This is a genomic window from Vibrio sp. 14N.309.X.WAT.E.F5 (assembly GCF_030397615.1).
Taxonomy (GTDB): Bacteria; Pseudomonadota; Gammaproteobacteria; order Enterobacterales; family Vibrionaceae; genus Vibrio; species Vibrio lentus.
The window spans coordinates 1-26,865 of record NZ_JAPNXR010000030.1; the positions used below are offsets into that span (position 1 = coordinate 1).

Consider the following 26,865-nt stretch of genomic DNA (forward strand, 5'->3'; position numbering starts at 1 on the left):
AGAGCCAGAGCCAGAGCCAGAGCCAGAGCCAGTTCGTGCAGCGCATATGCCTGAAATCATTCCAAATGAATTCGGTGTGCCAGAAGACGATGATTGGCTGATTGAAGAAGACACGGCTAAACAAGAAACATTGGCACAAGCTGATGAAGTAGCGGAAGAGCCTGTGGTTCCTGCTGTTGATTCTCTGTTAGATGCTGAAACCCAATTAGACGCTGAACCGCAAGTTGAAGCTGCACCACAAACTGAAGTGGCAGAACAAGTTGAAGAGGTAGGGCAAGAAGGCGAAGAAGAATTCTCTTTTGATGACTTTGAGCTTCCTGAGTTTAACGAAGAAGACGCTTTGGCAGAAGTCGATGCCGAAGTAACACCAGAACCAGTAGCACCTGCCGTTGAGCCTCTTTTAGATGTTGAAACTCAACTAGACGCTGAGCCGCAAGTTGAAGCTGCACCACAAGCTGACGTCGCGGAAGTTGTAGAACAAAAAGACGAAGAAGAATTTTCGTTTGATGACTTTGAGCTTCCTGAGTTTGACGAGGAAGACGCATTAGCTGAGGCTGATACACAAGCTGCGTTAGAGCCAACACCAACGTCTGTAGACGCTCCTGATAGCCTTGAGCCTGAAGTCAGCCCGTTAGTCCCTGAAGCAAGTGCTGTTGCTCCTGAGCTTAAAGCTGAAGAGCCGACAGTGGAATCAGAAGAGTTCTCTTTCGACGATTTCGAACTTCCAGAGTTTGGTGAAGACGATGCGTTAGCGGAAGTGGTTAGTGAACCTGATGAAGCTCAGTTAGAGCAAGACCTATCTGATGGTACTGAGAAGTTCGAATTCGATGATCTTGACCTGCCAGAATACGATGAAGAGAGTGCCAAAGCGGACTCAGTTTTAGACGATATTGAACAAAGCAGTGCAGAACCGATAGCGGAAGTCCAAGGCGTAGAGCTGGATGTGCTTGATCTGCCAGAATACGGTGAAGATGAAGCTATCTCTGATGCGTTTGCTGAGAAGCCAACACCATTAACGTCTTTCAGCCCGCAAGGTGAAGAGCAAGACGCGCTGTATGACTTGTTCTCAAACCCGCAAAGCTTCAGTCATGCTGATGATTTCTCGGATACAGACGCTTTCTCGGACGTATCCGATTTATCAGATGCAAAAGAGCCTGAACTGGCGGCTTTCGGACAATCAGATGAGTTACCGGGTTCGGCTTCAGAATTAGCGCCTGCAGAATCAAACTCAGCACCGACAGCGGTGCAAGACGAGCCTCTAGAAGGCTTTGATGATTTTGATGAAACCGCGCTGGCTGAGTTGCTTTCAGAAGATGTTCAAGACTCTGTCGACAACATGTTCGATAAACCATTGGATGCAACGTCGATTGATAGTGCAGGGCTTGATATTGATGCGATGCTTGAAGTTGGTGGTGAAGATTGGAAAGGTTTTAACTTAGCACCAGAGCAGCAATCGAGCATGCACAATGATGTGCCTGATGATCAACAAGAGATTTGGGCGTCAGCTGAGCAACAAGCTGAACCTAAAATTAAAGAAGAGAATTGGGCTCAGCAAGACAACCTAACTGAACCGGGTAGCAGTCGTGATAAGCAATACATGACGATTGATGAACTGATGGCTCAAGTGGAACAAGAGGGCGAAGACGCGATTAATCCAGATGACGAAGAGCTGAAGCTGGATGTTGGCCTTAACGAGTTCCCAGATGTAATCGGTGACATTGGTAATTATGATGTCGACAGCAATGCAGAAGCCGCAGGCAAGCTTGATTTAGCTAAAATCTATATCGAGATGAGTGACTCACAAGGAGCGATAAAGCTCTTAGAGGAAGCGATAGTCGACGGCAGTGATGATATTCGCCGCGAGGCTAAGAACCTTATCGATACGATTAACGGCCGATAAATTAAACGATACGTAAAGGGTAGCATTGGCTACCCTTTATTTTTTGTAGACCTTTCTTTTAATATTGAAGATTTGGCCCCATCCGATTTGGGGTAGAACTGATTTCCGTATATACTTCTCGCCCATTTTCAAAGAGAACAAGAACATGAAAATTGCTTTAGGTATTGAATATAACGGTACCCACTACTTTGGTTGGCAGCGCCAACGAGACGTGAAAAGTGTCCAAGAAGAATTGGAAAAGGCTCTTTCTGTTGTCGCGAATCACCCTGTAGAAGTTATGTGCGCAGGCCGAACGGATGCCGGTGTTCACGGTACGGGACAAGTCGTTCACTTTGAAACTAATGTCGATCGTAAAATGGTGGCATGGACTATGGGCGCTAATGCAAACATGCCGAAAGATATCGCTGTTCGTTGGGCGACAGAAGTGAATGAAGATTTTCATGCTCGCTTTTCTGCTACTGCTCGTCGTTACCGCTACATTATCTTTAACCATGCACTGCGCCCAGGCATTCTTAATTCAGGAGTGAGCCACTATCATGGTCACCTTGATGAGAAAAAAATGCATGAAGCGGGTCAGTACTTGTTAGGCGAGAACGACTTCACTTCATTCAGAGCGACACATTGTCAATCTCGTAGCCCATGGCGAAATATGATTCACTTAAATGTGACTCGTCACGGACACTACATCGTGATTGATATTAAAGCGAATGCGTTTGTTCACCACATGGTGAGGAATATTACTGGCAGCTTAATTGCGGTAGGTAAAGGTGAGCAGAAACCAGAATGGATCCAGTGGCTTTTAGAGGCTAAAGATCGAAAAGTAGCAGGCGCGACCGCAAAAGCGGAAGGTTTGTATCTGGTTGATGTTGATTATCCTAAACATTTTGAGCTACCACGAGAGCCAATTGGTCCTCTATTTTTACCGGATAATTTGAACTAAATGTGAGACTTAGGTTCAAAAATTATTACGGTTTCGTGCGTAAAATAGCGTGAGAAAATAGGTACAACCAGTTTTTTATCTACAGTCGCTGTTTTATGTGCTTTAATTCCCACGCATAATTCCCAAATTTATTTCTTTCGCAATCAAGCGGAGGAATCGAAACAAAAAGGTCTTCCATGAGTTGGCTTGAAAAGATTTTAGAAAAAAGCAACATCGTTACATCTCGTAAAGCGTCTATCCCTGAGGGTGTTTGGACTAAATGTACTTCTTGTGAGCAGGTTCTCTACCATGCTGAACTTGAGCGTAACCTAGAAGTATGTCCAAAATGTGATCATCACATGCGCATGAAAGCTCGTCGTCGTCTGGATACATTCCTAGACAAAGGTGAGCGTGTTGAACTAGGTGCTGATCTTGAGCCACAAGACAAACTGAAGTTTAAAGATTCTAAGCGTTACAAAGAACGTATCTCTACTGCTCAGAAAAACAGTGGTGAGACAGATGCATTAGTTGCAATGAAAGGCGAACTGCTTGGTTTACCTATCGTAGCGTGTGCTTTTGAATTCTCATTCATGGGCGGTTCAATGGGTTCTGTTGTTGGTGCTCGTTTTGTGAAAGCAGTAGACGCAGCTATTGAAAACAACTGCGGTTTAGTGTGTTTCTCTGCAAGTGGTGGTGCACGTATGCAAGAGGCGCTTATGTCTCTAATGCAAATGGCAAAAACCAGTGCAGCGCTAGAGCGTTTATCTGCGAAAGGCCTACCGTTTGTTTCAGTCATGACTGATCCAACAATGGGTGGTGTTTCTGCAAGTTTGGCAATGCTTGGCGATATCAACATCGGTGAGCCAAAAGCACTGATCGGTTTCGCTGGACGTCGTGTAATCGAACAAACAGTACGTGAAGACCTTCCTGAAGGTTTCCAACGTAGTGAGTTCCTACTTGACCACGGTGCTATCGACATGATTGTTGACCGTCGTGAGATGCGTCAGCGCGTTGCAAGCCTTGTTGCTAAAATGACCAACCAGCCTTCACCATTAGTAGTTTCTGTGAACGATTCACCGAATGAAGCTACTTATGAAGTACCAGAAGCGCCAGAAAAAGGGTAAAGTACCTTCTAACAAACCTACTTAATCATGGTTATGAGTTAGATGAGTCAACAACCTATTCCTCAAGCCACATCCTCTTTGGAGATGTGGCTTGATTATTTATCAAACATCCACACAAGCGCTATTGACCTTGGGTTAGACCGAGTTCAGGCCGTCGCCTCTAAGGCAAACCTCACCAAACCTGCTAAACACGTGATTACCGTTGCCGGAACCAATGGCAAAGGCTCAACATGTGCCCTAATGGAAGCAATCCTATTGGACGCTGGTTACTCCGTTGGTGTCTACAGTTCTCCTCACTTAATTCGCTATAACGAACGCGTTCGTATTAACGGCCAAGATCTGTCTGATGAAAAGATGGTTCAATCTTTCGACTTCATTGAGAAAGAGCGTGGTGAAATCAGCCTGAGCTTCTTCGAATACGGTACTTTAGCGGCGTTACGTGCGTTTCAAACCGAAGCGGTTGATGTTGTGTTGTTAGAAGTGGGCCTAGGCGGGCGTTTAGACGCGACGAACATTGTTGAGCATGATGTGTCTGTGATCACCAGTTTGGCTGTCGACCACGTTGATTGGCTAGGTGATGACATTAATGTGATTGGTTTTGAGAAAGCGGGTATCTATCGCAGTGGTAAGCCAGCTATCTGTGGTCAACCTAAGCCGCCAGCAACGGTTGCTGCACATGCCGATGACATTAAGGCTGAGTTTTACCAAGTGGGCATTCAATATACCTACGAAGTGAATGGCGATAGCTGGAATTGGAACAGCGGAGCATTTCGACTGGACGCATTACCTATTCCTAGCTTACCGCTACCGAACGCGGCAACCGCATTAATGGCGCTAGGGACTTCAGATCTTAGCATTAGCGATGTGAACGTCGTTAACGGCTTGAACAACGCGCAGCTTCCAGGGCGTATGCAACAAATTAGCGACCAACCCGTGATTGTGTTAGATGTGGCGCACAACCCACATTCTGCTGAGTATTTTGCACAACAAGTTACTCAAAAGTATGCAGGAAAAAATTTACACGTTGTAGTCGCCATGCTTCATGACAAAGATATTCCCGCGACATTGGAAGTATTAGCACCAGTTGCAACTTATTGGTACCCAGCTTCACTGCAAGGCCCTCGTGCGGCAACCGCTGCCGAGTTATGTGAAAGCTTACCTGAAGGCGTAGAGCAGCATACAAACCCTGTAACGGCGTTTGAAGCAGCTTTAGCTTCTGTTAAGGGTGATGATGTTGTGTTGGTGGTTGGTTCTTTCCATACTGTTGGTGAAGTCTTGGAGCATTGGCAGAAAAAAGGAAATTAAATGGCAAGTAAATTCCAAAGCCGATTAGTCGGCACCATCATTTTAGTGGCGATTGGCGTTATCGTATTGCCAGATGTACTTGATGGTAAGAAGCTCCACTATAAAGAGGAGTTTGCAAGCATTCCGATTAAGCCTGAGCTTGATAGTAATGTAGAGGTGTTTGAGGTTCTCGATCCTGTGGAAGATCAGATTGCATTACCGGACTCTCCGGTTGAGCAAGTGATTGAAAGTGGTGATTCAGAAACCCAAACTGCGTCGGCTTCAAATAATAAAGAAGCGGATAAAGTGAAAGTGGTGGTTAAACCGGTACCTGAAAAAAATGAATACCAAGACAGTGCTTGGCTCATTCAATTGATGGCTTTGAAGAATGCTGACAATGCAAAAAGCATGGTTAAGGATTTACAAAAGCGCGGTTACCAAGCCCACACGAAGCAAGAAAAAACTTTTACGCGAGTAATTATTGGTCCCGATGTCTCTAAATCCAAACTTGAGCGACAAATTAAGGAATTAGAAAAAATTACGGGTTCAAAAGGCCAATTGCTCAAATTTAAACCGTTAAATCCATAAGAAAACGTTTGCGTCAGCATTTTTTCTGTTAAAATGCGCGCCAACTTAAGATGAAGAATTCATGAATTGGTTAGATTTTGTCATTTTAGGCGTGATCGGCTTCTCTGCCGTGATCAGTTTAGTTCGTGGTTTCGCTAAAGAAGCGTTGTCATTAGTTATTTGGTTTGGAGCATTTTTTATTGCTAGCCAGTACTACGCTAAATTAGCAATGTACTTCACCAATATCGAAGATGAGATGTTTCGTAACGGAACTGCGATAGCAGCATTGTTTGTTGCAACGTTAGTTGTTGGTGCCTTAGTTAACTATGTCATCGGTCAACTAGTTCAGAAAACAGGTCTGTCGGGTACAGACAGAATCCTCGGTGTCGTTTTTGGCGGTTTACGTGGTGTTCTGATTGTCTCAGCAGTGTTGTTTTTCATGGATGCGTTTACTGCATTCCCAAGTTCTGAGTGGTGGAAGAATTCGCAGTTGGTTCCGGAGTTTAGCCGAATCATTGCGCCGTTCTTTGAGCATTTACAAGCAACATCTAGTTTCTTATCTGGCGCGCTCTAGCGCCAGTTAATGTCGAAAATCGAGGATTAGGACATGTGTGGTATTGTTGGAATCGTGGGTTCAACACCTGTAAACCAGTCTATTTATGACGCTTTAACGGTATTGCAGCATCGTGGCCAAGATGCCGCTGGTATTTGTACCATAGAAAGCAATCGTTTCCGTCTGCGTAAGGCGAACGGTTTAGTTAAAGATGTTTTTGAAGCAAAACACATGCAGCGCCTCCAAGGTAACGTTGGTATTGGTCATGTTCGTTATCCTACAGCGGGAAGTTCGAGTGCTTCTGAAGCGCAACCTTTCTACGTAAACTCTCCTTTTGGCATCACGTTGGCGCACAACGGTAACCTAACGAATGCAAGTGAAGTTCGTGAGAAGTTGTTCGAAAAAGACCGCCGTCATGTCAACACAACGTCTGACTCTGAAGTTCTACTCAACGTATTAGCTCATGAGATCGATACGGTTAAAGGTAATGTGACTTCAGAAGATGTATTCCGCGCCGTTGCAAACGTGCACCGTACTATTCGTGGTGCTTACGCAGTGACAGCGATGATCATCGGCCACGGCATGATCGCATTCCGTGACCCACATGGTATTCGTCCACTGTGTCTTGGTAAGCGTGAAATTAACGGTAAAACAGAGTACATGGTTGCGTCTGAATCAGTAGCGTTAGACGCTGTTGGTTTTGATTTTATGCGCGACGTTGCTCCTGGTGAAGCTATCTACGCAACATTCGATGGTGAGCTTTTCACTAAACAATGCGCAGACAACCCACAACTAAACCCATGTATTTTTGAGTTTGTTTACTTTGCTCGTCCTGATTCATTCATCGATAAAATTTCGGTTTACAGCGCACGCGTTGAGATGGGTGAGATGTTAGGTAAGCGTATTAAAGAAGAGTACGCAGACCTAGACATTGACGTGGTTATTCCAATTCCTGAAACATCAAATGATATTGCGCTACGCATTGCTCAAGCGATTGATAAGCCATATCGTCAAGGTTTCGTGAAAAACCGTTACGTTGGCCGCACGTTTATCATGCCTGGTCAGCAGCAACGTAAGAAGTCGGTTCGCCGTAAACTCAACGCGATTCGTTCTGAGTTTAAAGGTAAGAACGTTCTATTGGTTGATGACTCGATTGTTCGTGGTACAACATCAGAGCAGATCATTGAGATGGCTCGTGACTCTGGTGCAAGCAAAGTGTTCATGGTTTCTGCTGCTCCTGAGGTTCGTTTCCCGAATGTTTACGGCATCGATATGCCAAGCGCGACGGAACTCATTGCTCATGGCCGTGATAACGAAACGATTTGTAAGCAGATTGGCGCAGACGCTTTGATCTTCCAAACGCTACCAGACTTAATCTCTGCTGTAGGTATGGGCAATCAAGACATCTCTCGTTTTGATACTTCAGTATTCAACGGCGAGTATGTAACAGGCGATATCGACCAAGCGTACCTAGATTTCCTAGATTCTTTACGTAATGACGATTCAAAGGTTGAGCGTGAGATTCAACAAGATCTCGCGAACCTAGAGTTACATAACGAAGGCGCTTAGCGTACTCATAAAACATGAGTAATAAAAAACCAGAGCATCGGCTCTGGTTTTTTTGTTTGCGGGGAAGGGGATTGAATCTTAGTGAATGTGGTATGCGATCACAAAATCGATAAACAATCTAACCTTCTCTGGCAGGTGGTCTTTGTGGTTATAAAGCATGTAAATATCACGAGGGTTAGCACTCCAGTCTTCTAGGACTTGCACTAAGCTGCCATCTTCAATGTATTCACGGATCATGACATCAGGCATTAGGGTGATACCTAGGCCCTCTGAACAGGCTTGTCTCACGACATTAAGCGCATTCGCATTGAAACGACCTTTCTCGCTATTAATAACTGTCTCGTCATTCGAATTACTCAGTTGCCACTTAATCAGCGGGTAACCTTTGAGTAAAGAATGATTCGCCAGTTCTTCAGCGTGGCTTGGAGCTGGGTTCTTCGCTAAATAGTCAGGGCTCGCGATCAGAATGTCTTTGACTTCACTGATCTTTCTGGCGATTAAGCTTGAATCACGCTGCGGGCCAACTCTGAAAATGACATCCCACTCTGTTGGGTCGAGCTGATCAGCTTGGTTATTCATCATTAACTCAATATTGATATCAGGGTATTGAGTCATGAATTCGCTGAACATCGGCATCATCATGCGCTTGGTCAGGTTAGAGGGAGCGGTAATGCGAATCTTCCCTGAAGCACCCTTACACACGTCAGTAAGTTCTTCTGCAGTAGAAGATAGACGTTGTAGTAACGGTGAGCATTCATTGAAAAAACGTTCGCCAGCCTCTGTTAAAGAGAGTTTACGCGCGTGTCTATTGAGAAGCCTTAGGTTCAAAGAATCTTCTAAGGCTTGGATGCGTCGTGTAATGGTCGCAACCGGAATCATAGTCTTGCGCGATGTTGCGGTGTAGCTCCCATTTTCAACGACGAGTCGAAAGAGGTTTAAATCATCTAATTTCATAAATCCAGACACATTTGTTTACAATCTCATCTAATTTATACGTAATATTGAGATCAATGTTTGCGTTAAGTCAACTCGTTGCACTATTTACCAGTATTCCAACCCTTGTCACGAATTACCAGTAAAGAGTGCACATTTGTGTATTTAGCATTTTATTACTAAGTTTTATATTAGTTCTTAGAACAGATAACAATAATAATTCGACTTAGTTTTGTGAGGTTAGAGATTATGTACAAAACTCACAGTCAGCCAGTAATGACCTCGGCTCAGGAAGTTCCCAACCAGAAATGCGTTATGTTGGTTGATGATGATCCTATTTTTCGCCGTATAACCAGCGCCTATTTAGACAAGATTGGTTATAAAGTGGTTGAGGCTGAAAATGGACTGGACGCTCTGCAAAAGCTTAGAGACTCAGCGCCAGATTTAATTGTGTGTGACTTATCAATGCCGATTCTGGACGGCATAGAGCTGGTAGAAGAGCTCAGCTTGGAGTACCCGTCATTGCCTATGATCGTTGTGTCTGGCACCGATGATATGTCTGATGTCGCAAAAGCACTGCGTTTTGGTATCAAAGACTTTTTAGCGAAACCTCTAGAGGATCACGGTCACTTAGGAAGTGCAATTGCGAATACATTGACAGATTCGTTCGATAACATTTCAGACCAACGAGATTTTTCAAGCCAATGGTTTTGTGTCGATGATGGGGGAGAGATCCCAGAAGACCAAGAGTTGCATTGGCATCTAAACTACCTGCAAGAGAACCCGAGTGCTGCAAGAGACTTATTGCACGCGCTGCTTCCAGAGAAAGACACACGACAAGGCTCATGGCGTTGTAGCTATCGATTGTTACAGTCGACAGAAATGATGCCGCTTGTTTTTGATTACGCGTGGATGATGAACGGACAGTTTGCTTTTTACCTCGTCGACTCGTCTTCTTCCGATAATGGCAGCTCAGCCAGTACCCTGTTGGTAAGAGCGCTATTCCACGATTACATACGCAATAGAAAAGATTTTAACGTTGATCTCAAAGATATTGCTGAGATTCTAGAGAAAGGCATTCAATGCTCCAAATGTGCAACACCGGTTAACGCTTTGTTCGGTGTCGCTGATCTCGCTGAAGGTACTATTTCTATTTTGCCTGCGGGCTTAGACGGGCAGTGGTCAAATGGTGAGTTGAATCAACACATTGCTGCTGGTGAACGTTTGGGAGAAAATTGTAAGAAGAACTTCATTACTCGTGACTTGCCCATTCAACAGGGCTGTCAGCTGACATTAAGCCTACTGGGTTCTGCGAGTTTCAGCTTAGATATCCACCAAGGGTCAACCGATTAACCCTATTTTTCCTCGGTTTTTGTGAATAATTGATTAAGGTATAGTTGCGCAAATGGTGTGGCTATGCCTTTTTTGTTAAATGTCGATTTAGCAAAGAGGGTTTGGTTCGCCAGATACTTACCTTTACTAACAAAAATAAGAAGCAATCATGGCAGATAACAAAGACTTTAAAGACCCGTTTAATGTATTCTATTTTCTCGGTTTTTTAGCCGCATTTTTAATGATTCCATTGCTACCAGCAACACTAACGTTGATTCGTGTATTCAATGGCTACGCAACATTCTAGTTAAGTTATTTTAGTCAACCTATGATAGCTAACTCAAGGAGGCCACAATTAGCGTTCGAGTTCTAAGCCTGAATATTGCTGGTGGCCTTTGTATATTCCTCGCGGTTTTAGGTATTGTTTTACCTGTTCTGCCCACAACACCTTTCCTCCTTCTTGCTAGCGCATGCTTTATGCGAAGTAATCCTAAAGTTCACAAATGGATGCATGAGCATAAAACACTCGGCCCGCTACTGAACAATTGGTATCAACATGGTGCTGTGACCAAACAAGTTAAAACGCGTGGCGTATTCTTTATCTTGTTGAGTTTTGCGTTATCGATCTACTTTGCCCCGATCATTTGGGTCAAGGCCTTCCTAATTTGTGTACTTGTTATTCTTCTCACATGGTTTATGCGACTTCCAACCCATGAGTTGGTTGCTGACAGCAAAGAAAATCACTACCATTAAGCCAGTGTGCCTGCTTCAATAGCGGGCGTTTATTATTTCAGCAATCAGAGTTATGACTCTCGTTGCAATGAATACCAATCGTACCTTTCCTTAATCCAGTGCATTAACGTGTTCGACTCGTTAATGAGAGTTTGGAAAGCGGCCTAATGAAGTGCATAAGATTATGAACACAGAAAAAATCGCTCTGATCAAAGCAAGCATCAAAACCATTCCTGATTACCCAAAAGCGGGTATCTTATTCCGTGACGTGACAAGCTTGATGGAAGATCCAGCCGCGTACAAAGCGACGATCGAACTGTTAGCGGAAACTTATAAGGACATGGGCTTTACTAAGATCGTGGGCACTGAAGCTCGTGGTTTCTTGTTTGGTGCACCTTTAGCTTTAGAGCTAGGTGTTGGCTTTGTTCCTGTTCGTAAGCCAGGCAAGCTGCCTCGTGAAGTTGTGGCACAATCTTATGAGCTTGAGTACGGCACGGATACGTTAGAAATCCATACGGATGCAATTGTTGAAGGCGACAAAGTCCTTATGGTTGATGACTTGTTAGCAACTGGCGGTACGATTGAAGCAACAACTAAGTTGATCCGCCAACTTGGCGGTGTGGCAGAGCACGCTGCATTCGTTATTAACCTTCCAGAAATCGGTGGTGAAAAACGCTTACAAGGTTTAGATCTTGAAGTGTTTAGCATCTGCGAATTCGACGGTCACTAATCCTTTCGGAATTATTCATGAGCTATCTTGCGTTAGCGCGAAAATGGCGACCAACCAAATTCAAAGAAGTGGTTGGTCAAGCCCATGTTTTAACAGCATTAGAGAATGCACTTAGCCAGAACAGGTTGCACCATGCTTACCTGTTCAGCGGGACTCGAGGTGTCGGTAAAACGACCATCGGCCGCTTATTCGCTAAGGGCCTAAACTGTGAAACAGGCATTACCTCAACACCTTGTGGTGAGTGTGCAACCTGTAAAGAGATCGATGAAGGTCGTTTTGTTGATCTTCTCGAAATCGATGCTGCATCTCGAACTAAGGTTGAAGATACCCGCGAGCTTCTGGACAACGTCCAGTACAAGCCTGCACGTGGTCGCTTCAAGGTTTACCTGATCGATGAAGTACACATGCTGTCTAGGCACAGTTTCAACGCGCTTCTAAAAACCTTAGAAGAGCCGCCTGAGTATGTGAAGTTCTTGCTCGCAACGACTGATCCACAAAAGCTTCCGGTTACGATTCTCTCGCGTTGTCTTCAGTTTCATCTCAAGCCGATTAGCGTCGATAATATCCACGAGCAGCTCGATCATATTCTTGAACAAGAAAGTGTGACCTCGGAGTCTCGTGCACTTGGTATGATTGCCCATGCAGCTGACGGCAGTATGCGTGACGCACTGAGCCTAACGGATCAAGCTATTGCGTTGGGTAACGGTAATGTTGAGACAGACACTGTGGCTCATATGCTCGGTACTCTGGACACTGATCAAGCGATTCATCTACTTGAAGCTATCAGCAGTAAGCAGCCACAAGTGGCAATGGCTTGCATTCAAGGTCTTGCCGAGAATGGCGTGGAATGGGATGGGTTGTTGAGTCAACTTGCGACCCAGTTGCATCGTCTGGCCATGTACCAAGCGCTGCCATCAACCTTAGATAAAGCGCAGCCTGATGCTGAACGTCTAGAACTGCTTAGCAAAGCGTTGAGCCCACAAGATATCCAGCTGTACTATCAGATTGTGTTGAAAGGGCGTCAAGACCTTCCATTATCACCAACCGCTCGTGTTGGCATTGAGATGGTGGTTCTGCGTTTGTTGGCATTCAGACCGGCAGAGCAAGTTAGTGCGACGGCTATCTCGACTGAGTCGACTCGCCCAGCGCAAGCAGGTCAAGCTCCAACTCAAAGTGTAGCTCAGCCTGTGAGCCCACCTGCGCCAATGGCAGCTCCGAGACAGCCAGTTCAGGCTCCTGTGGTTTCACAGCCTCAAGTGCAGCAACAAGCGCCTCAACAAGCTCCTGTTCAGCAGCCTGTGCAACAGCAACAACAGAACCCGGCGCAATATTCAGATTCGCAAGGTTACGCTGATCATTCAGGCAACCAAGGTTATCCAGAACAGGATTACCCACACAGTCAGTATGATGCGCCACCTGCTTATGACGAACGTCCTAGCTACGGTGCAGAGCAAGCGATGAGTCCTGCGACTCAGCAAATGCCACCACAGCAGAATCAAGCGACGAATCAGAGCCAGCCTCAACAGGCTAGCACTGGACCGACGCAACAAGAGCAACCAGCACGCTCTTCATCGCCAGTAAGTGGTTTACGCCACCAACTGCGTTCTCAACGCAGAGGCAGTGCAGCTCCAGAAAGCAAAGGCTCAACGCCAAAAAAGGCTAAAGCGACACCAGCTAAAACTTCAGTTCTTGACCGAGTTGCTCAGCAACACGGTGGTTCTGAGCGGGTGTCGCAAGCTTCTTTAAAGACCTCTTCGACAGAAAATGTTACCAATGATAATGAACCTTATCGTTGGAAACCGTCTAAACCTGTAGTAAAAGAAGTCAGCAAAGAGCTTACACCTACTCAGATCAAGCGCGCGCTTGAGCATATTAAGACACCAGAAATGGTCGAGAAATTGCTCAAAGAATCTATTGCTCAAGATGACTGGTCCGCCACGATTCAAAAGCTAGAGACCGCGAAGCTTGTTGAACAGTTAGCGTTGAACTCCGTGTTTGATAAAAATGGCACTTCGATTGCCTTAACGTTGAGAGCGAGCCAAGCTCACTTGAATACCGACCGTGCACAAAGCGAGCTATTACAGTCGCTCAATGCTGTGCTCGGAGAAGAGTGTCATTTGAGTGTGGAAATCGGCGATGGTGGGGAAACGCCACTAGAATTAAGAGAAAGGCTGTATCAAAGCAAGTTGAAAGACGCGTTTTCCAGTTTGGAGAACGATGCCAACGTACAGTTTATCGAAAGACGTTTTGCTGCCGAGCTTGATAGAGATAGCGTTCGTCCAATATAACGTTCCTCCAATGCAACGTTCTATCAGGATAGAGAGATCTTTCATTTAGTGATGGGCATATCATCCTTGGAACGCAAATCAGAGAACTGAACTCGTGGGGTTGAATCACAAAGCTTTAACCCCCATTTAAGCCCTTAGTAGCTTAAATGATTTTATATAAACCAATTAGACCAGAGAGTAATAACATGTTTGGTAAAGGCGGTATGGGCAACATGATGAAGCAAGCCCAGCAAATGCAAGAGCGCATGCAAAAGCTTCAAGAAGAAATCGCAAATATGGAAGTTACAGGTGAGTCAGGTGCTGGCCTTGTAAAAGTTACGATTACTGGTAGTCACAGTGTTCGTCGCGTTGATATCGATGAAAGCCTAATGGAAGACGATAAAGAGATGCTTGAAGATCTTATCGCAGCCGCTTTCAACGATGCAGCTCGTCGTGTTGAAGAGACTCAAAAAGAGAAAATGGCTGGCGTAACTGGTGGGATGCAACTTCCACCAGGTATGAAAATGCCTTTCTAAGCGACTTATTTATAAGAGACTTGTCTCTATCAACGGCCTATTTTGAATAGGCCGTTACTTTAAAAGTTAGAACGGTTAAATATGCGTACCAGTCATATGCTGGAGCATTTGATGGAGGCCTTACGTTGTCTACCTGGGGTTGGCCCCAAGTCGGCGCAGCGTATGGCCTTTCATTTGTTACAGCGCGATAGAAAAGGCGGCCTACAGTTGGCTGAAGCTCTTAGCCAAGCAATGACTGAAATTGGTCATTGTAATGAGTGCCGTACTTTTACTGAAGAAGATACTTGCCACATTTGTACCAATCCTAAACGTCAGGATAACGGTCAAATCTGTGTAGTTGAGAGCCCTGCAGACATTGCAGCCATTGAAGCAACTGGCCAATATTCAGGTCGTTACTTTGTGCTTATGGGGCATCTTTCACCACTTGATGGTATCGGTCCAAGTGATATCGGTCTCGATGTTTTGGATTACCGTTTACGTCGTGGTGATATCACTGAAGTAATTCTAGCGACCAACCCGACAGTTGAAGGGGAAGCAACAGCGCATTACATTGCTGAGCTATGTAATGCGCATGAAGTGAACGCAAGTCGTATCGCCCATGGTGTTCCCGTTGGTGGTGAGCTAGAGCTGGTGGATGGCACCACGCTTTCGCACTCCTTACTCGGTCGTCATAAGATCTAAAAAAGCCGCTCATTGAGCGGCTTTTTATTTGTTCTAAACTCTTATCTATTTAATGCTTAATCCTTGCCACGTACTGCTTTGTAAATCATCGCGCCAATCACGGCGCCAATAATCGGTGCAACCCAGAATAGCCATAATTGCGACACAGCCCAATCACCGACAAACACAGCTACGCCAGTACTTCGAGCGGGGTTCACTGAGGTATTGGTTACAGGGATACTGATAAGGTGAATTAGGGTTAAACAAAGACCGATAGCAATAGGTGCAAATCCAGCCGGTGCTTTTGAATCGGTTGCGCCCATGATCACGAACAGGAACACCATGGTCATGACCACTTCACACACGAGTGCTGCGGTAAGTGAATAACCACCAGGAGAATGTTCACCATAACCATTTGAAGCAAAGCCTGATGAGACAACGTCAAAACCTGCTTGGCCGGAAGCTATGACAAATAGCACGCCACCCGCGATAATACCGCCTATCACTTGGGCGATAATATAAGGCGCAACATCTTTGCCATCAAAGCGACCACCACTCCATAGACCGATGGTGACAGCAGGGTTGAGGTGACAACCTGATATATGCCCAATAGCAAAGGCCATGGTGAGTACGGTTAAACCAAAGGCGAGGGAAACTCCGAGTAGACCAATTCCCACATCGGGGAAAGCGGCGGCCAAGACTGCACTACCACAACCACCTAACACCAACCAAAATGTACCGAACATTTCTGCGATATACTTATTCATAACTATCCTTATTAATCTTTACCAGTATCAATAAGATAGTTTAAATTTATCAAAGTTGTGAAATCTTGGGCATATATAAAAAGAAAAGTATTCTTAGGTTATTGCTTCGAGCTCAATAAGGTTATCAAGTGCTTCTTGATCTGTTTTTCCACAGATGACAGGACAAGCTTTAAATTGGTGACACACCTTGGGGCGTGAAGACTGACCAAATAGCTTACAGAGGTTTTGCTCATTTAATTGAATGCAACGCACGCCAGCAGGCTTGCCATTTGGCATTCCAGGAATAGCAGATGTAATACTTGGAGCAACACAGCATGCTCCACAACCTAGGCGACATTCCATCAAATTAAACTCACTAAATAACAGGGTGCGCGATAGTAGCAAAAAATGATGAGAGTGACAGCTGTTGATTGAATCAAAGAATGAACAATTATTATCCTTGAACTTTTTATGGGCTAGCGGTATAACACGCACCCCAGTAAAAGAGTAAGAAGTAATCCTATGACGAATCCATTTTGGCAAGAAAAGACACTAGAGCAAATGACCGAGAACGAGTGGGAATCACTGTGTGACGGTTGTGGTAAGTGTTGCCTACATAAACTAATGGATGAAGATAGCGATGAAGTTTACTACACCAACGTGGCGTGCAGCTGGTTAAACGACAAAACATGTTCGTGTAAAGACTACCCGAACCGCTTTACTTCAGGTGAAGAGTGTTTGAAGCTGACTCGTGACAAGATTCATGAATTCCACTGGCTACCAGATACTTGTGCTTACCGCCTTCTATCGGAATCTAAGCCGATTCCAGAGTGGCACCCATTGATCACGGGTTCTAAATCAGAGATGCATGCTGCTGGTGAAAGCGTTCGTAACAAAGTGGTATACGAAATCGATGTTGTCGATTGGGAAGACCACATCTTGAATCACCCGAATCGCTAGCTATTCTACAAACAGCCGCTCTTTAGCGGCTGTTTTGCTATTTGGCGTCGCCTAAATTTAAAACTTACTTAACTTAAAGGCTTAAATATTTAGAGCCTTAAAAATTAAAACAAAAAACGCCCCGAAGGGCGTTAAGTGAAACGAGCAAAAAAGATTCAGGCTAGTTTACTTGTTGTTTAATGTACTCACCCAGTTCTGAGTGGTGCATGATTTTCGAAACTGGCAATATCTTCTCGGCAGGGCCCCAAGCAAACACGTTTACTGGTGTGTGAGTATGTGTACCTGTACCCCAAACGATGTTTTGACCTGTTGCTTGTTCGCGGGCAAGCAAGTTGCCACGGTCGTTATAAGGGAAGAATGCATCGAAATCGTTGATAGCAGGCACTTCTTCTGCCGATAAATATTTGTGTTGAGCCAATCGGTATGGATTCGGCTTACTCGCTAACACGTTTTTCGCTTGTTCCGCTGTGATAGGGAACTCACTACTTTTGTTAACGATTTCAGCGAGCTTTTCAGGTGTTTGCTGCGCTTTATCCAGCTTCTGAAATTCACTGATCATGCCGTAGTAGCTTTGCTTCTGATTGTATAAACCATCAAGAATATCGAATGCGCCAAAGTTAAAGTTGGGTGCATAGTCGCGATCAGCGAAGGCTTCGCCAGAACGTTTCTGTGGTTTTGGAAGCTCATTAGAAGAGTAGCTGAACCCAAAAGAACCTGTTTCGTGGTCTGCGGTCACAATCACAAGCGTGTCTTCACGATCTTTCGCCCATTCATACACAGTTTGGATTGCTTCATCGAACTTAAGCAATTCATGCAGCATCGTACCTGCATCGTTACTGTGGCCTGCCCAGTCTATTTGGCCACCTTCGACCATTAGGAAAAAGCCATCTTCATCTTTGGATAGGATGTTGAGCGCTTTTTGTGTCATCTCTTTCAAGCTTGGCTGAGTTCGTTCGCCACTCTTTTTCTTATTGCTATAAGCGATGCCATCGTCCATGCCTGAGTAGGCAAACAGACCAAGTAACTTTTCGCCTTTAGCGTCGTCTAGCATGTTGCGGTTAAACGCTAATTGGTAGCCGTCTTTCTCTGCTTCAGTAAGAAGGTTACGGTTGTCTTTACGCTTTGATTTTAGGTAAACATCACCTTGAGTCAGTTGCTCAAGCTGCTTATAGGTTTCACCTTTGTCGTTGGTCGATTTAGGAATCCAATGACGTAGCCCTCCAGATAGCATCACATCAGCGCCAGTTGCAAGCATATCGGATGCGATTTGATTCTCTAAAGATCGGTGAGGTTGGTGAGCGGCAAAAGAAGCTGGAGTCGCGTGAGTTAAGCGCGTGTCGGAAACTAAGCCAGTCGCTTTGCCTGCTTTTTTCGCTTTCTCAAGTACTGTCTCAACATGGTTACCCTGGGAATCGATACCGATTACTTCTGAACCGCTGTAAATACCCGTTGCAAGCATGGTCGCAGAGCAAGCTGAATCCACTACGATTGCGTCTTCCGGATGTGTAAGGGATGAACCAATAACCCCTTCTTGAGCAAGTTGATAAAGGGCCGTTTTTTTCCCTTTATAGATGGAGTTTGGCGCTTGGTTTGCGTAGGTTTCCAATAAACCAACTTGCTGAGGTCCCATACCATCGCCAATCATCAGAATGACATTTTTGATTTCTGCTGAAAGTACGTTGAATGAGAGTGTAGAGGTTACCACTGCGGTAACAATTGGTTTCATAAAGTGCTTCATTAGTTATCCCTTTTTATATAAGCGGGATGATTAGAACACCGATTTGTGTCAAAGTCGTTTCATATTTGTTTCATCAATATGAAATTGAGCAATAACTCAAGTTTTTAGAAAAGCATAAAAAAAGGCTCACATTTCTGTGAGCCTTTGTCGTATTTAGGAGAGTCCAAATAAATGGACTGTGTCATGGCTAATGTCAAGCAAGTGGCAGTTCAGCAACCACCTGATTGAACGCGACTCGAGCTTTCTGAGCTTGCTCTGATAACTCAACTTTTTTCGCTTGAGCTGTACTTAGGCTGTTTTCAGCCTGCTCAAGTGCTTGTTGTAGGTTTTCAGGAAGTTCATGTGTTTCCATTTGCGCACCTTGTTCAAGAACATAAGCGCGGATTTCTTTCTTCACGTCGGCAAGGGCTTTGTAAGCTTCACGTTCAAGTTCTGCGGCATCTTGTGCTGCATCTTTCTCTTTCTCGAACTGTGCCAGTGCCATACCTTCTGCCGACCATGGGTCCATGTCTGGCAGCTCTTCGATGTTAATCGTTGGCTCGATGTAACTCTCTTGGTGACGTAAATCGAGGCTCGTTGCACGAACGGCTGAGATCATCAACATCACAGAGATAGCCAGTAGCGGTAAACCACCAACAATCGCAGCTGTTTGAAGCGTACTTAAACCACCAAGGAACATTAGAATCGTCGGTAGGAATGATAGGGTAAATGCCCAGAACATACGGTTCCAACGCATTGGCTCTTCGGTCACGTTATTCTGAACCACAGAAGCCAGAATGTAAGAAATCGAGTCAAAGGTTGTCGCAGTGAAAATAATACACAGCAGTGTAAATACTGCGATCACTAACGTGCTCATTGGCAGTTGTGCCAGCATTGAAAAAATCGCTTTGGTTGCGCCTTCTTCGTTTAGGATTGCGACAACATCGAGTTCACCAGATAACTGCAGGGATAAACCGTAGTTACCTAAGATCATGAAGAATAAGAAACAGCCTAATGAACCAAAGAAGATAGAGCCTGACACCATCTGTTTAATGGTTCTGCCGCGAGAGATACGCGCAACAAACAGGCCCATACTTGGTGCGAAAACTAGCCACCACGCCCAGTAGAAAATGGTCCAATCTTGTGGGAAATGTGTGTTTTCGAACGTGCCGTAGCCGCCGAATGGTTCAGCCCATGTTGCCATCACGAAGAAGTTAGACAATAGGCGACCAATCGAGTCTAAGCCTGTTTCAAGCATGAAAATCGTTGGACCAGCGATTAGGACGAATACCAATAATCCCATCGCACCCCAGAAGTTAATGTTACTGAGGATCTTGATGCCTTTTTCCAAACCCGCATACGATGAGTACGCGAATATCGCAGTACAAACCAGAAGCACCATAACTTGAGTTAGGTTATTTTTTGGCAAGCCGAATAGGTGGTTAAGACCTTCAGTAATAAGAGGAGCAGCTAAACCTAACGTTGTCGCAGCACCACCTAATAGGCCGAAGATAAATAGGATATCTACTACTTTACCGGCAACACCGCGGCTATGGTGTTCACCTAGTACAGGCATTAATGCGCTAGAAATTTTTAGTACAGGCTGTTTACGTACATAGAAAAAGTAGGCAATAGGAATTGCAGGGATTAGGTAAATAGACCAAGCAATTGGACCCCAGTGGAATAAACCATAGGTCGCAGCCCAACGAACGGCTTCTTCACTGCCAGGTTCTAGTTGGAAAGGTGGTGATTGATAGTAGTAAGCCCACTCAATACAACCCCAGTACAAGATACTTGCCCCGATACCACCACAGAAAAGCATTGCTGCCCATGATGCGGTTTTGAACTCAGGTTCTTCATCAGCTTCACCCAGTTTAATTTGTCCCATGTCACTGAACACAACGTAAACCATGAAGGCACAAGCTGCGAGTCCAAGCGCTAGGTACAAGAAACCAAGTTGGTCTGTCATAAATGTTTTAGCTACCGCAATCCAGTCTGCTCCTTGCGTCGGGAACATAATCAGCGGGAAGACGATCGTGAGTAGGAGTGCTATCGCACCAAAAAAGGTTGGCTTATCAATAAGCGCAAAAGAGTTTTTCACGAGTATTATTCCATTAAAATGAGAGCGGAATTATGTCGTGAACTCGTTTTTTAGGACAAATCGGGTCTGTTGTCGTGACGACAAATCGTTTTTGCAATGAAGAGGCTCAGTGCAATAGGGACAATGCACTTGGTGCAGAGAAAGGAATACAGTAAAGGTAGATAAAGTTAAATCAGAGCGAGAAGAATGCCACCAACCGTTGCCGCTGCGGATAAGTATTGCCCTGCTGAATAAGAGTTATCTTCCTCTTCTTCAATCTTATCTGGGTGATCCATACCAAGCGCGCCATGAGCAAATGACTCAACCTTATCCGTTACGGTTTCATTCTCTGCTGCAACTCTCTTCGCTTCTTTATCGATTTCTTTAAGGGCAGATAATAGGGCTTTGCCTTCATCGGAAAGCTTAACGGTATTTTGCTCAACCTTAAGAGGTGCAGGCTTTTCAGCTTCAATGCTTTTAGCTTGTGCGTTCATTTGCGAAGGTGAATACAGCTGAGTGTTACTCGTTCCTACTGGCGTCATATCGCTCTCCTTACCTATCCTTAAATATAGTATCGGCAGAGGTGTGAAAAACTTGTGCAATTAATCACCGTGCTGATGATTTTTTATTCGCACATTACATTTTCGTCTGCTTAGTCAAACTGCTTGGTAATTAAGCAATTCCTATGCCGATAACAATATTTATCTCAGGTCGCGATTGAAGAAACCTTTAGCGTACTAGGTTTCTCGCTTACCAGACTTCTCGCTTACCAGACTTCAACTTAAATAAAGCTTAAGTCTGGAGAGCGAGTTTAATCGCACTTGAGCTCGGATCCGCGCTTAGATAGGTGCTTGTATGCCTTCATTCGGTTCTCTTTTTTAACAAAGCGAGCCGGTGGCGAAAGCACTTCAAGCTGATAGTCACTGCTATCCGATGAGATTTCTTCAACTGGGCTGATGATGGCAATTTTCAAATCAGGGTTACGACGTAGAATTGATGCTGCAGTACCTAAACCACCTTCGGTGTGGAATTTACCCGCTACATGGATCACCTGTTGTTCAGGGTTCGATGCTAGGTAATCCACAATCGATTCAGCCATAGTTTCGTCCCACGTTACCTGAGCAGCAAACTGTTTTTCTGTTTGCTCTGGTGTGCCGTGATGCATTGAAGCCATGAACTTTTCTTTGTAAGGGCTATTGCCAGTATCGACTTCGGATGCAACCCAGTTTCGTTGCTCTGAAGATAGCTGATCTAGATAGGATAATCCCTTACGGCCAATACACTGTACAAACGGCTTTGGTGCGTTGGCCGCAATGATATCGACGTCGTTGGTTTTAGCGAACTCAACTAACGCGCGGTAATCACTTTCGTAGTTTGGCCAAGCAGCCGCTTGAGACATAAGAACTTGTTCGCCAATCTCATCATTTAGATATTGGTTTAATGTGTCTTGATGTTCTCGAGTGAATTGTTCCATTGAAAGCGCGATGTTTGATGTGGCATTGCGGCGCGCTTTTAAGAAGTCGGTTTGAAAGCGATGGATTGCCGAGTGAGTGTGCCATTCGCCAATAAGAACCACATCAGCATCAATCAACTGTTGAGGGAGAGCCTCAAGAGAAAGCGTTTTGCCTTGTGGAGAAGCAAACTGGTAGTCATAGAATGTGGAAACGACTTGCGTCTGCGTGTTAGCTACTTTTTGAGAAGTGCTGTTTGAAGGTTGATTAGCACAAGCTGTAAGCAGGGTAGCTAATCCGATAAGAATAATACGTTGCATGAAATGCCTCCTTGAAGAACACGCATACTAAAGGAGGCAAGATGAGATTTCAATGCAAACGATAATCAATATCAATTAAAGTTGTTTGCGGTACACTCGCAGCATAAAGTCAGCTTCACAGTTGAATAGCTCGGTATCGATGAGTTGTTGTTTAAACTCTTCACTCGCTTTCCAAGCAAACGGCGTCATCTGTAGCAGGTCAAATGCATCCGACCCAGATAGTTCCATCATATAGTTTAGTTGCTCTTGGTGTTCAAGAGTAAAACCTTCGATCACTTCTGGGTCTTCATCGTGCAAACGAACGCCATCATAAATAGCATCACGTAGTTGATACAGGTGTCGACTGGCTGGTGTCACGGTGATCACGACGCCATTGTCTTTGATTGTGCGCTGTAACTCTTCAGCCTTACATGGTGCATAAATGCGCAGAATGCCGTCTAAGCTATTTTCAGCAAAGGGTAGGCGATGACTCGAAGCAACAGAGAAATCGACCGCAGGGTAGCGTTTAGCCGCGTATTTGATAGCAATCTTAGAAATGTCTAGGCCAAAAGTAGCGCCGTTCTTTTCTTGAAGATTTACCGCAATTTCGTTGGTGTAGTAACCTTCGCCACAACCAATATCTAATAGGCTAGGCGCCTCTTCTGGTAGATAGCGAGAACATAATGTCACCACCGCTTGGCGCATTGGATCGTAATGGTTGCCTTCAAGGAAGCGGCGACGTGCCTGCATCATCTCTTTGTTGTCACCTGGATCTTTTGAGCGTTTGTGGTGCGCTGGCATCAAATTGACATAGCCTTCTTTCGCTAGGTCGAACTGATGGTTCTTTTCACACTTAAACGTACGATCGTTTTGAGATAAAGGTTGGTGACACAAAGGGCATTGGTAAGTCATGACGATCTCAGAGGCATAGAGTTGGGCGAAGATTCTATCAAAAAGGTCTGCATCAGGCTAAATAAAAAGGCGAGAATATCCGCTTCTAGAATAGTGGGCTTATGGCTTATTACAATAAAAATCAGAGCTTAGGTTTAGGTCACGTTTATCTGCGTTTTTTCTGGGTATCGTCAACGCTTTCCTACTGTTTAATTAGAAGCTGATATGACAAAGAAAATCATCCTAGATACAGATCCGGGCATCGATGATGCAATGGCCATCCTATTTGCGGAAGCACATCCGGATATTGAGCTGGTGGGCATCACCACTGTTTATGGTAATGCGACGATTGACAACGGAACTCAAAATGCTCTTTATCTGAAGCAGAAGTTTGGAATGAAGGCGCTTGTGGCTAAGGGAACGGATAAGCCGTTAATAAGAGATCCCGTTGGAGCCACGGTTGTGGTGCATGGCGAGGCTGGATTTGGGGATGTGAAAGCGCCAAGTTCATTAGATGTTACAGCGATTGATAAGCCGGCTTACCAGTTCATTATCGACAGTGTTCGAGCGGAACCGGGAGAGATCACTCTTGTGGCGGTTGGCCCTCTTACTAACCTCGCGCTCGCTCTGGAAGCGGATCCTGAAATTGTCGACTTAGTAAAAGAAGTGGTCATTATGGGGGGCGCGTTCGGTGAAAATGACCATAGAGGTAACGTGACGCCATTTGCTGAAGCGAATATCCATGATGATCCTCACGCTGCGGATAAGGTGTTTACGGCATCATGGCCAGTGGTAATTATCGGGCTAGATGTCACTGAGGAGAGCTTCTTTACTGGTCAATACCTTGATGATTTACGAGATGATGCTGGAGAGGTAGGGCAGTTTATCTGGGATGTTAGTCGTTACTACTTAAAGTTCTATTCTGAAAAGGTAGGAATGGAAGGTTGTCATGTTCACGATCCTTCAGCCATTGCTTATGTTATCCAACCATCTCTATTTACCTGTCGTAGTGGCTCGGTCAGAGTAGTGACTGATGGCCCCGCAGAAGGAATGACAATTCAGAAAGTTGATCAACGTAAATATATGAATGATGAGTGGAGTGCATTCCCTGCACAAAAGGTCGGCGTTCAAGTGGACAACAATGCTCTATTGTCACTCTATAGAGAAACTTTAGTTCACTATTCACAGCAGCAAAGCTAATTGATAGTCATCGTAGTGTTGTAAAAAATAGCTGTAAAAAAGGCCGGATAAACCGGCCTTTGAAGAGCTTTTTTGAGTCGCTTACTGAGCTGAAATCACCGTAATCAACTGGTGGCTTTCGCCAGGCTGTAGCGTTTTGCCTGTTTCTAGGCTTGGTGCATGCAGTGTTGATTCTACACACATCATCGTTAGGTAACCGTCGTCTTGCATGTCGCCCATACCTGCAGCGCCTTCCGCCCACGGGTTCCACAATACTGCAGAGTTATGACCGTGGTTCTCAACCGTTAGTGTGCGATCCAGTTTTTTGTCGGTAACAAGAATTTGAGCTTCTGGCTGTGTGTAAACACGGTCAATAGTGTCAGTCAGTACTAGCTCAGCACCACCTTGGCAGATCTTGCCACCTTGTAGGCTATCTATGTACTCAGCCCCCATACCTGTAGTCGTAGTATTGTGAATATCACCGACATTTAGGTAAGTGTGCAGTGCGCCAGAGAAAGCCCATGGTTGCGAATCAGTGTTCTTCACATCCAAAGTGACTTTTAGCTGGTCGCCAATCTCAACGTTCAATCGAGCATCGAATTGATGAGGCCATACTGCCAGAGTCGTTTCACTAGGTTTTAGGCCTAAGCTAACAATTACGCCAGCTTCGCTTTCACGGTGCTCAACCAATTGCCATTCGCTTGAACGTGCAAAACCATGCGCTGGTGCTGCAATACGACCAAACCAAGGGCAACATACTGGAATACCGCCACGTAGGGCTGTTTTTCCGTCGAATTTAGCTTGTTGGCTCATCCAAATTAGGTCTTCTTGACCTTGTGGTTGAAATGACACGACATGACCGCCAAACAACGAAATCGCTGCGTTTGCTTTATCGTGTATAACGCGAACCAGTTTTACACCTTCGTGTTCAACGATAGTGACGTTGTCAGAAAGTACAGTCAGTGCAGGTAGAGTAGATAAATCCATTACGTGATCCTTCTAAGGAAATTGAATTCAAATGCTGACAAGAACTAGGGTGCTTGTGATTTCATGAGTGACAAGCAGAGTCAGTATTGGAATTGAATTTCAGTGTCTTGGTGATCGGGATTGAAGTCGGAAGTCGTTTAAAAGATAGCAGGTATTAAAAAGGCGACACTAAGGTCGCCTTTTTCAAAGTCTGCTCAAAACAGTCTTCGCTAATGCTTATCTAAAGCGATTTCTAAAAAGAAATTACTTAGAGATGTGAGCGATTAGGTCTAGAACTTTGTTTGAGTAACCGATTTCGTTGTCGTACCAAGATACAACTTTAACGAATTTGTCAGTTAGAGCAACACCAGCTTTAGCATCGAATACTGAAGTTTGAACTTCACCGATGAAATCTTGTGATACTACTTGGTCTTCAGTGTAACCAAGAACGCCAGCCATTTCGCCTTCAGAAGCTTCTTTCATTGCAGCACAAATTTCTTCGTAAGATGCAGCTTCTTTTAGGTTAACAGTTAGGTCAACTACAGATACGTTAGCAGTTGGTACACGGAAAGCCATACCAGTTAGAAGGCCGTTTAGTTCTGGAAGAACAACGCCTACAGCTTTAGCAGCACCAGTTGAAGATGGGATGATGTTTTGAGAAGCACCACGGCCACCGCGCCAGTCTTTAGCAGAAGGGCCATCTACAGTTTTTTGAGTTGCTGTAGTAGCGTGAACTGTAGTCATAAGACCAGACTCAATGCCCCACTTATCGTTAAGTACTTTAGCGATAGGTGCAAGACAGTTAGTAGTACAAGAAGCGTTAGAAACGATGTCTTGACCAGCGTAAGATGCTTGGTTAACGCCCATTACGAACATTGGAGTAGCATCTTTAGAAGGACCAGTAAGAACTACTTTCTTAGCGCCAGCAGTGATGTGCTTACGTGCAGTCTCGTCAGTTAGGAAAAGACCAGTTGCTTCAGCAACTACGTCTACTTCGATAGCATCCCACTTAAGATCTTCTGGGTTACGCTCAGCTGTAACACGTACAGTTTTACCGTTAACGATTAGGTTACCGCCTTCAACTTCAACAGTACCGTTGAAACGGCCGTGAGTTGAGTCGTACTTAAGCATGTATGCCATGTATTCAACGTCGATAAGGTCGTTGATACCAACAACTTCGATGTCATTGCGCTCTTGCGCTGCACGGAATACGAAACGACCGATACGGCCAAAACCATTAATACCTACTTTGATAGTCATTGTAGTTGCTCCACAACTTAATTTCTGATTAAAGATAACTGGTAGTAAAATTACAGAATCCAGTATACATCTGCAATAGATAATCCGACTTAACTTGTTTAATGTCAAAAAAAAGCGACGCTTTTCTTAACAATTGGGTGTAAGTGGTTGAAATTTGACCATTGCGACTGGCTCTGAACCCTTCCAGTTGGGTAAAATACCCCTAAATGA

26 protein-coding genes are annotated in these 26,865 nt (G+C 44.8%); 16 read left to right on the forward strand and 10 right to left on the reverse strand.

The genetic code is table 11. The annotated features are described in order from the left end of the window. From OW495_RS22010 to purF, 7 genes are all read left to right on the forward strand, one after another. The coding region (locus OW495_RS22010) for a FimV/HubP family polar landmark protein (RefSeq protein WP_289888386.1) at nucleotides 1–1,900 on the forward strand (1,900 nt) is incomplete at its 5' end. Between the two features lie 145 nt (nucleotides 1,901–2,045). Further along, nucleotides 2,046–2,840 carry a tRNA pseudouridine(38-40) synthase TruA gene (gene truA, locus OW495_RS22015; RefSeq protein WP_017072545.1) on the forward strand — a complete coding sequence of 265 codons (795 nt, stop codon included), beginning with the start codon at nucleotides 2,046–2,048 and terminating at the stop codon, nucleotides 2,838–2,840. A gap of 176 nt (nucleotides 2,841–3,016) precedes the next feature. Beyond that, nucleotides 3,017–3,943, forward strand: coding sequence for an acetyl-CoA carboxylase, carboxyltransferase subunit beta (gene accD, locus OW495_RS22020; RefSeq protein WP_017106162.1), 927 nt, complete (start codon nucleotides 3,017–3,019; stop codon nucleotides 3,941–3,943). A 42-nt stretch (nucleotides 3,944–3,985) separates the two neighbouring features. Beyond that, nucleotides 3,986–5,248: a bifunctional tetrahydrofolate synthase/dihydrofolate synthase gene (gene folC, locus OW495_RS22025; protein WP_102514513.1), complete on the forward strand. Its 1,263-nt coding sequence runs from the start codon at nucleotides 3,986–3,988 to the stop codon at nucleotides 5,246–5,248. Continuing rightward, nucleotides 5,249–5,815, forward strand: coding sequence for an SPOR domain-containing protein (locus OW495_RS22030; protein WP_017106164.1), 567 nt, complete (start codon nucleotides 5,249–5,251; stop codon nucleotides 5,813–5,815). It begins immediately after the preceding gene. A gap of 61 nt (nucleotides 5,816–5,876) precedes the next feature. Beyond that, nucleotides 5,877–6,368 carry a CvpA family protein gene (locus tag OW495_RS22035; protein ID WP_009848678.1) on the forward strand — a complete coding sequence of 164 codons (492 nt, stop codon included), beginning with the start codon at nucleotides 5,877–5,879 and terminating at the stop codon, nucleotides 6,366–6,368. 33 nt (nucleotides 6,369–6,401) lie between these two features. Beyond that, nucleotides 6,402–7,916: an amidophosphoribosyltransferase gene (gene purF, locus OW495_RS22040; RefSeq protein ID WP_017106165.1), complete on the forward strand. Its 1,515-nt coding sequence runs from the start codon at nucleotides 6,402–6,404 to the stop codon at nucleotides 7,914–7,916. 78 nt (nucleotides 7,917–7,994) lie between these two features. On the opposite strand, the gene OW495_RS22045 is transcribed toward purF, so the two are convergent. Next, complete coding sequence (locus OW495_RS22045) at nucleotides 7,995–8,870, reverse strand: LysR family transcriptional regulator (RefSeq protein WP_102514514.1); 876 nt, start codon at nucleotides 8,868–8,870, stop codon at nucleotides 7,995–7,997. Nucleotides 8,871–9,098: 228 nt separating this feature from the next. Here OW495_RS22045 and OW495_RS22050 point away from each other — a divergent pair, with 228 nt between their 5' ends. From OW495_RS22050 to recR, 7 genes are all read left to right on the forward strand, one after another. After that, nucleotides 9,099–10,202 (forward strand): response regulator, encoded by a 1,104-nt coding sequence (locus OW495_RS22050; RefSeq protein ID WP_102311162.1) that lies wholly within the window; start codon nucleotides 9,099–9,101, stop codon nucleotides 10,200–10,202. Between the two features lie 148 nt (nucleotides 10,203–10,350). Next, the gene (locus tag OW495_RS22055) at nucleotides 10,351–10,488 is read left to right on the forward strand and encodes a hypothetical protein (protein WP_017106167.1); all 138 of its coding nucleotides are present in this window, start codon (nucleotides 10,351–10,353) and stop codon (nucleotides 10,486–10,488) included. A gap of 74 nt (nucleotides 10,489–10,562) precedes the next feature. Further along, nucleotides 10,563–10,934, forward strand: coding sequence for a YbaN family protein (locus OW495_RS22060; RefSeq protein ID WP_029225617.1), 372 nt, complete (start codon nucleotides 10,563–10,565; stop codon nucleotides 10,932–10,934). 163 nt (nucleotides 10,935–11,097) lie between these two features. Further along, nucleotides 11,098–11,643, forward strand: coding sequence for an adenine phosphoribosyltransferase (apt, locus tag OW495_RS22065; protein WP_102514515.1), 546 nt, complete (start codon nucleotides 11,098–11,100; stop codon nucleotides 11,641–11,643). 17 nt (nucleotides 11,644–11,660) lie between these two features. Next, complete coding sequence (dnaX, locus tag OW495_RS22070; protein ID WP_289888394.1) at nucleotides 11,661–13,931, forward strand: DNA polymerase III subunit gamma/tau; 2,271 nt, start codon at nucleotides 11,661–11,663, stop codon at nucleotides 13,929–13,931. A 185-nt stretch (nucleotides 13,932–14,116) separates the two neighbouring features. Next, nucleotides 14,117–14,446: a YbaB/EbfC family nucleoid-associated protein gene (locus OW495_RS22075; protein ID WP_009848672.1), complete on the forward strand. Its 330-nt coding sequence runs from the start codon at nucleotides 14,117–14,119 to the stop codon at nucleotides 14,444–14,446. An 81-nt stretch (nucleotides 14,447–14,527) separates the two neighbouring features. Then, complete coding sequence (recR, locus tag OW495_RS22080) at nucleotides 14,528–15,127, forward strand: recombination mediator RecR (protein WP_017111149.1); 600 nt, start codon at nucleotides 14,528–14,530, stop codon at nucleotides 15,125–15,127. Nucleotides 15,128–15,183: 56 nt separating this feature from the next. On the opposite strand, the gene aqpZ is transcribed toward recR, so the two are convergent. Both aqpZ and OW495_RS22090 read right to left on the reverse strand, forming a co-directional pair. Next, nucleotides 15,184–15,873: an aquaporin Z gene (aqpZ, locus tag OW495_RS22085; protein WP_017106171.1), complete on the reverse strand. Its 690-nt coding sequence runs from the start codon at nucleotides 15,871–15,873 to the stop codon at nucleotides 15,184–15,186. 93 nt (nucleotides 15,874–15,966) lie between these two features. After that, nucleotides 15,967–16,215: a YkgJ family cysteine cluster protein gene (locus tag OW495_RS22090; RefSeq protein ID WP_017106172.1), complete on the reverse strand. Its 249-nt coding sequence runs from the start codon at nucleotides 16,213–16,215 to the stop codon at nucleotides 15,967–15,969. A 159-nt stretch (nucleotides 16,216–16,374) separates the two neighbouring features. Between OW495_RS22090 and OW495_RS22095 the strand changes: the two genes are divergently transcribed. Continuing rightward, entirely contained in the window at nucleotides 16,375–16,812 is a 438-nt protein-coding gene (locus tag OW495_RS22095) for a YcgN family cysteine cluster protein (RefSeq protein ID WP_017067609.1), read from the forward strand. Nucleotides 16,813–16,972: 160 nt separating this feature from the next. Here OW495_RS22095 and OW495_RS22100 read toward each other — a convergent pair whose 3' ends face one another. The 5 genes from OW495_RS22100 to rlmA form a co-directional block, all read right to left on the reverse strand. Next, a complete protein-coding gene (locus OW495_RS22100) occupies nucleotides 16,973–18,550 on the reverse strand; it encodes an alkaline phosphatase (protein WP_102514517.1) in 1,578 nt (525 codons plus the stop codon). Between the two features lie 193 nt (nucleotides 18,551–18,743). Then, the gene (locus OW495_RS22105; RefSeq protein WP_017111140.1) at nucleotides 18,744–20,630 is read right to left on the reverse strand and encodes a BCCT family transporter; all 1,887 of its coding nucleotides are present in this window, start codon (nucleotides 20,628–20,630) and stop codon (nucleotides 18,744–18,746) included. 167 nt (nucleotides 20,631–20,797) lie between these two features. Continuing rightward, a complete protein-coding gene (locus OW495_RS22110) occupies nucleotides 20,798–21,151 on the reverse strand; it encodes a hypothetical protein (RefSeq protein WP_029225934.1) in 354 nt (117 codons plus the stop codon). A gap of 269 nt (nucleotides 21,152–21,420) precedes the next feature. Continuing rightward, a complete protein-coding gene (locus tag OW495_RS22115; protein ID WP_102514518.1) occupies nucleotides 21,421–22,380 on the reverse strand; it encodes a ChaN family lipoprotein in 960 nt (319 codons plus the stop codon). Between the two features lie 75 nt (nucleotides 22,381–22,455). After that, nucleotides 22,456–23,271: a 23S rRNA (guanine(745)-N(1))-methyltransferase gene (rlmA, locus tag OW495_RS22120; RefSeq protein WP_102326402.1), complete on the reverse strand. Its 816-nt coding sequence runs from the start codon at nucleotides 23,269–23,271 to the stop codon at nucleotides 22,456–22,458. Nucleotides 23,272–23,475: 204 nt separating this feature from the next. Between rlmA and OW495_RS22125 the strand changes: the two genes are divergently transcribed. Then, the gene (locus OW495_RS22125) at nucleotides 23,476–24,450 is read left to right on the forward strand and encodes a nucleoside hydrolase (protein WP_102514519.1); all 975 of its coding nucleotides are present in this window, start codon (nucleotides 23,476–23,478) and stop codon (nucleotides 24,448–24,450) included. 81 nt (nucleotides 24,451–24,531) lie between these two features. On the opposite strand, the gene OW495_RS22130 is transcribed toward OW495_RS22125, so the two are convergent. Continuing rightward, nucleotides 24,532–25,416 carry a D-hexose-6-phosphate mutarotase gene (locus tag OW495_RS22130; RefSeq protein ID WP_289888405.1) on the reverse strand — a complete coding sequence of 295 codons (885 nt, stop codon included), beginning with the start codon at nucleotides 25,414–25,416 and terminating at the stop codon, nucleotides 24,532–24,534. A 243-nt stretch (nucleotides 25,417–25,659) separates the two neighbouring features. Next, nucleotides 25,660–26,655 carry a type I glyceraldehyde-3-phosphate dehydrogenase gene (gene gap / locus OW495_RS22135; RefSeq protein WP_029223576.1) on the reverse strand — a complete coding sequence of 332 codons (996 nt, stop codon included), beginning with the start codon at nucleotides 26,653–26,655 and terminating at the stop codon, nucleotides 25,660–25,662. Between the last annotated feature and the right edge of the window lie 210 nt (nucleotides 26,656–26,865).

Coding starts and splice junctions, on each gene's coding strand:
- recR (WP_017111149.1), top strand. CDS start 14,528: ATGCGTACCAGTCATATGCTGGAGCATTTGATGGAGGCCTTACGTTGT.
- OW495_RS22030 (WP_017106164.1), top strand. CDS start 5,249: ATGGCAAGTAAATTCCAAAGCCGATTAGTCGGCACCATCATTTTAGTG.
- truA (WP_017072545.1), top strand. CDS start 2,046: ATGAAAATTGCTTTAGGTATTGAATATAACGGTACCCACTACTTTGGT.
- OW495_RS22125 (WP_102514519.1), top strand. CDS start 23,476: ATGACAAAGAAAATCATCCTAGATACAGATCCGGGCATCGATGATGCA.
- OW495_RS22050 (WP_102311162.1), top strand. CDS start 9,099: ATGTACAAAACTCACAGTCAGCCAGTAATGACCTCGGCTCAGGAAGTT.
- purF (WP_017106165.1), top strand. CDS start 6,402: ATGTGTGGTATTGTTGGAATCGTGGGTTCAACACCTGTAAACCAGTCT.
- dnaX (WP_289888394.1), top strand. CDS start 11,661: ATGAGCTATCTTGCGTTAGCGCGAAAATGGCGACCAACCAAATTCAAA.
- gap (WP_029223576.1), bottom strand. CDS start 26,655: ATGACTATCAAAGTAGGTATTAATGGTTTTGGCCGTATCGGTCGTTTC.
- OW495_RS22075 (WP_009848672.1), top strand. CDS start 14,117: ATGTTTGGTAAAGGCGGTATGGGCAACATGATGAAGCAAGCCCAGCAA.
- OW495_RS22100 (WP_102514517.1), bottom strand. CDS start 18,550: ATGAAGCACTTTATGAAACCAATTGTTACCGCAGTGGTAACCTCTACA.
- OW495_RS22095 (WP_017067609.1), top strand. CDS start 16,375: ATGACGAATCCATTTTGGCAAGAAAAGACACTAGAGCAAATGACCGAG.
- folC (WP_102514513.1), top strand. CDS start 3,986: ATGAGTCAACAACCTATTCCTCAAGCCACATCCTCTTTGGAGATGTGG.
- OW495_RS22130 (WP_289888405.1), bottom strand. CDS start 25,416: ATGGATTTATCTACTCTACCTGCACTGACTGTACTTTCTGACAACGTC.
- OW495_RS22090 (WP_017106172.1), bottom strand. CDS start 16,215: ATGGAATGTCGCCTAGGTTGTGGAGCATGCTGTGTTGCTCCAAGTATT.
- OW495_RS22115 (WP_102514518.1), bottom strand. CDS start 22,380: ATGCAACGTATTATTCTTATCGGATTAGCTACCCTGCTTACAGCTTGT.
- OW495_RS22035 (WP_009848678.1), top strand. CDS start 5,877: ATGAATTGGTTAGATTTTGTCATTTTAGGCGTGATCGGCTTCTCTGCC.
- apt (WP_102514515.1), top strand. CDS start 11,098: ATGAACACAGAAAAAATCGCTCTGATCAAAGCAAGCATCAAAACCATT.
- accD (WP_017106162.1), top strand. CDS start 3,017: ATGAGTTGGCTTGAAAAGATTTTAGAAAAAAGCAACATCGTTACATCT.
- OW495_RS22045 (WP_102514514.1), bottom strand. CDS start 8,870: ATGAAATTAGATGATTTAAACCTCTTTCGACTCGTCGTTGAAAATGGG.
- aqpZ (WP_017106171.1), bottom strand. CDS start 15,873: ATGAATAAGTATATCGCAGAAATGTTCGGTACATTTTGGTTGGTGTTA.
- OW495_RS22110 (WP_029225934.1), bottom strand. CDS start 21,151: ATGACGCCAGTAGGAACGAGTAACACTCAGCTGTATTCACCTTCGCAA.
- rlmA (WP_102326402.1), bottom strand. CDS start 23,271: ATGACTTACCAATGCCCTTTGTGTCACCAACCTTTATCTCAAAACGAT.
- OW495_RS22055 (WP_017106167.1), top strand. CDS start 10,351: ATGGCAGATAACAAAGACTTTAAAGACCCGTTTAATGTATTCTATTTT.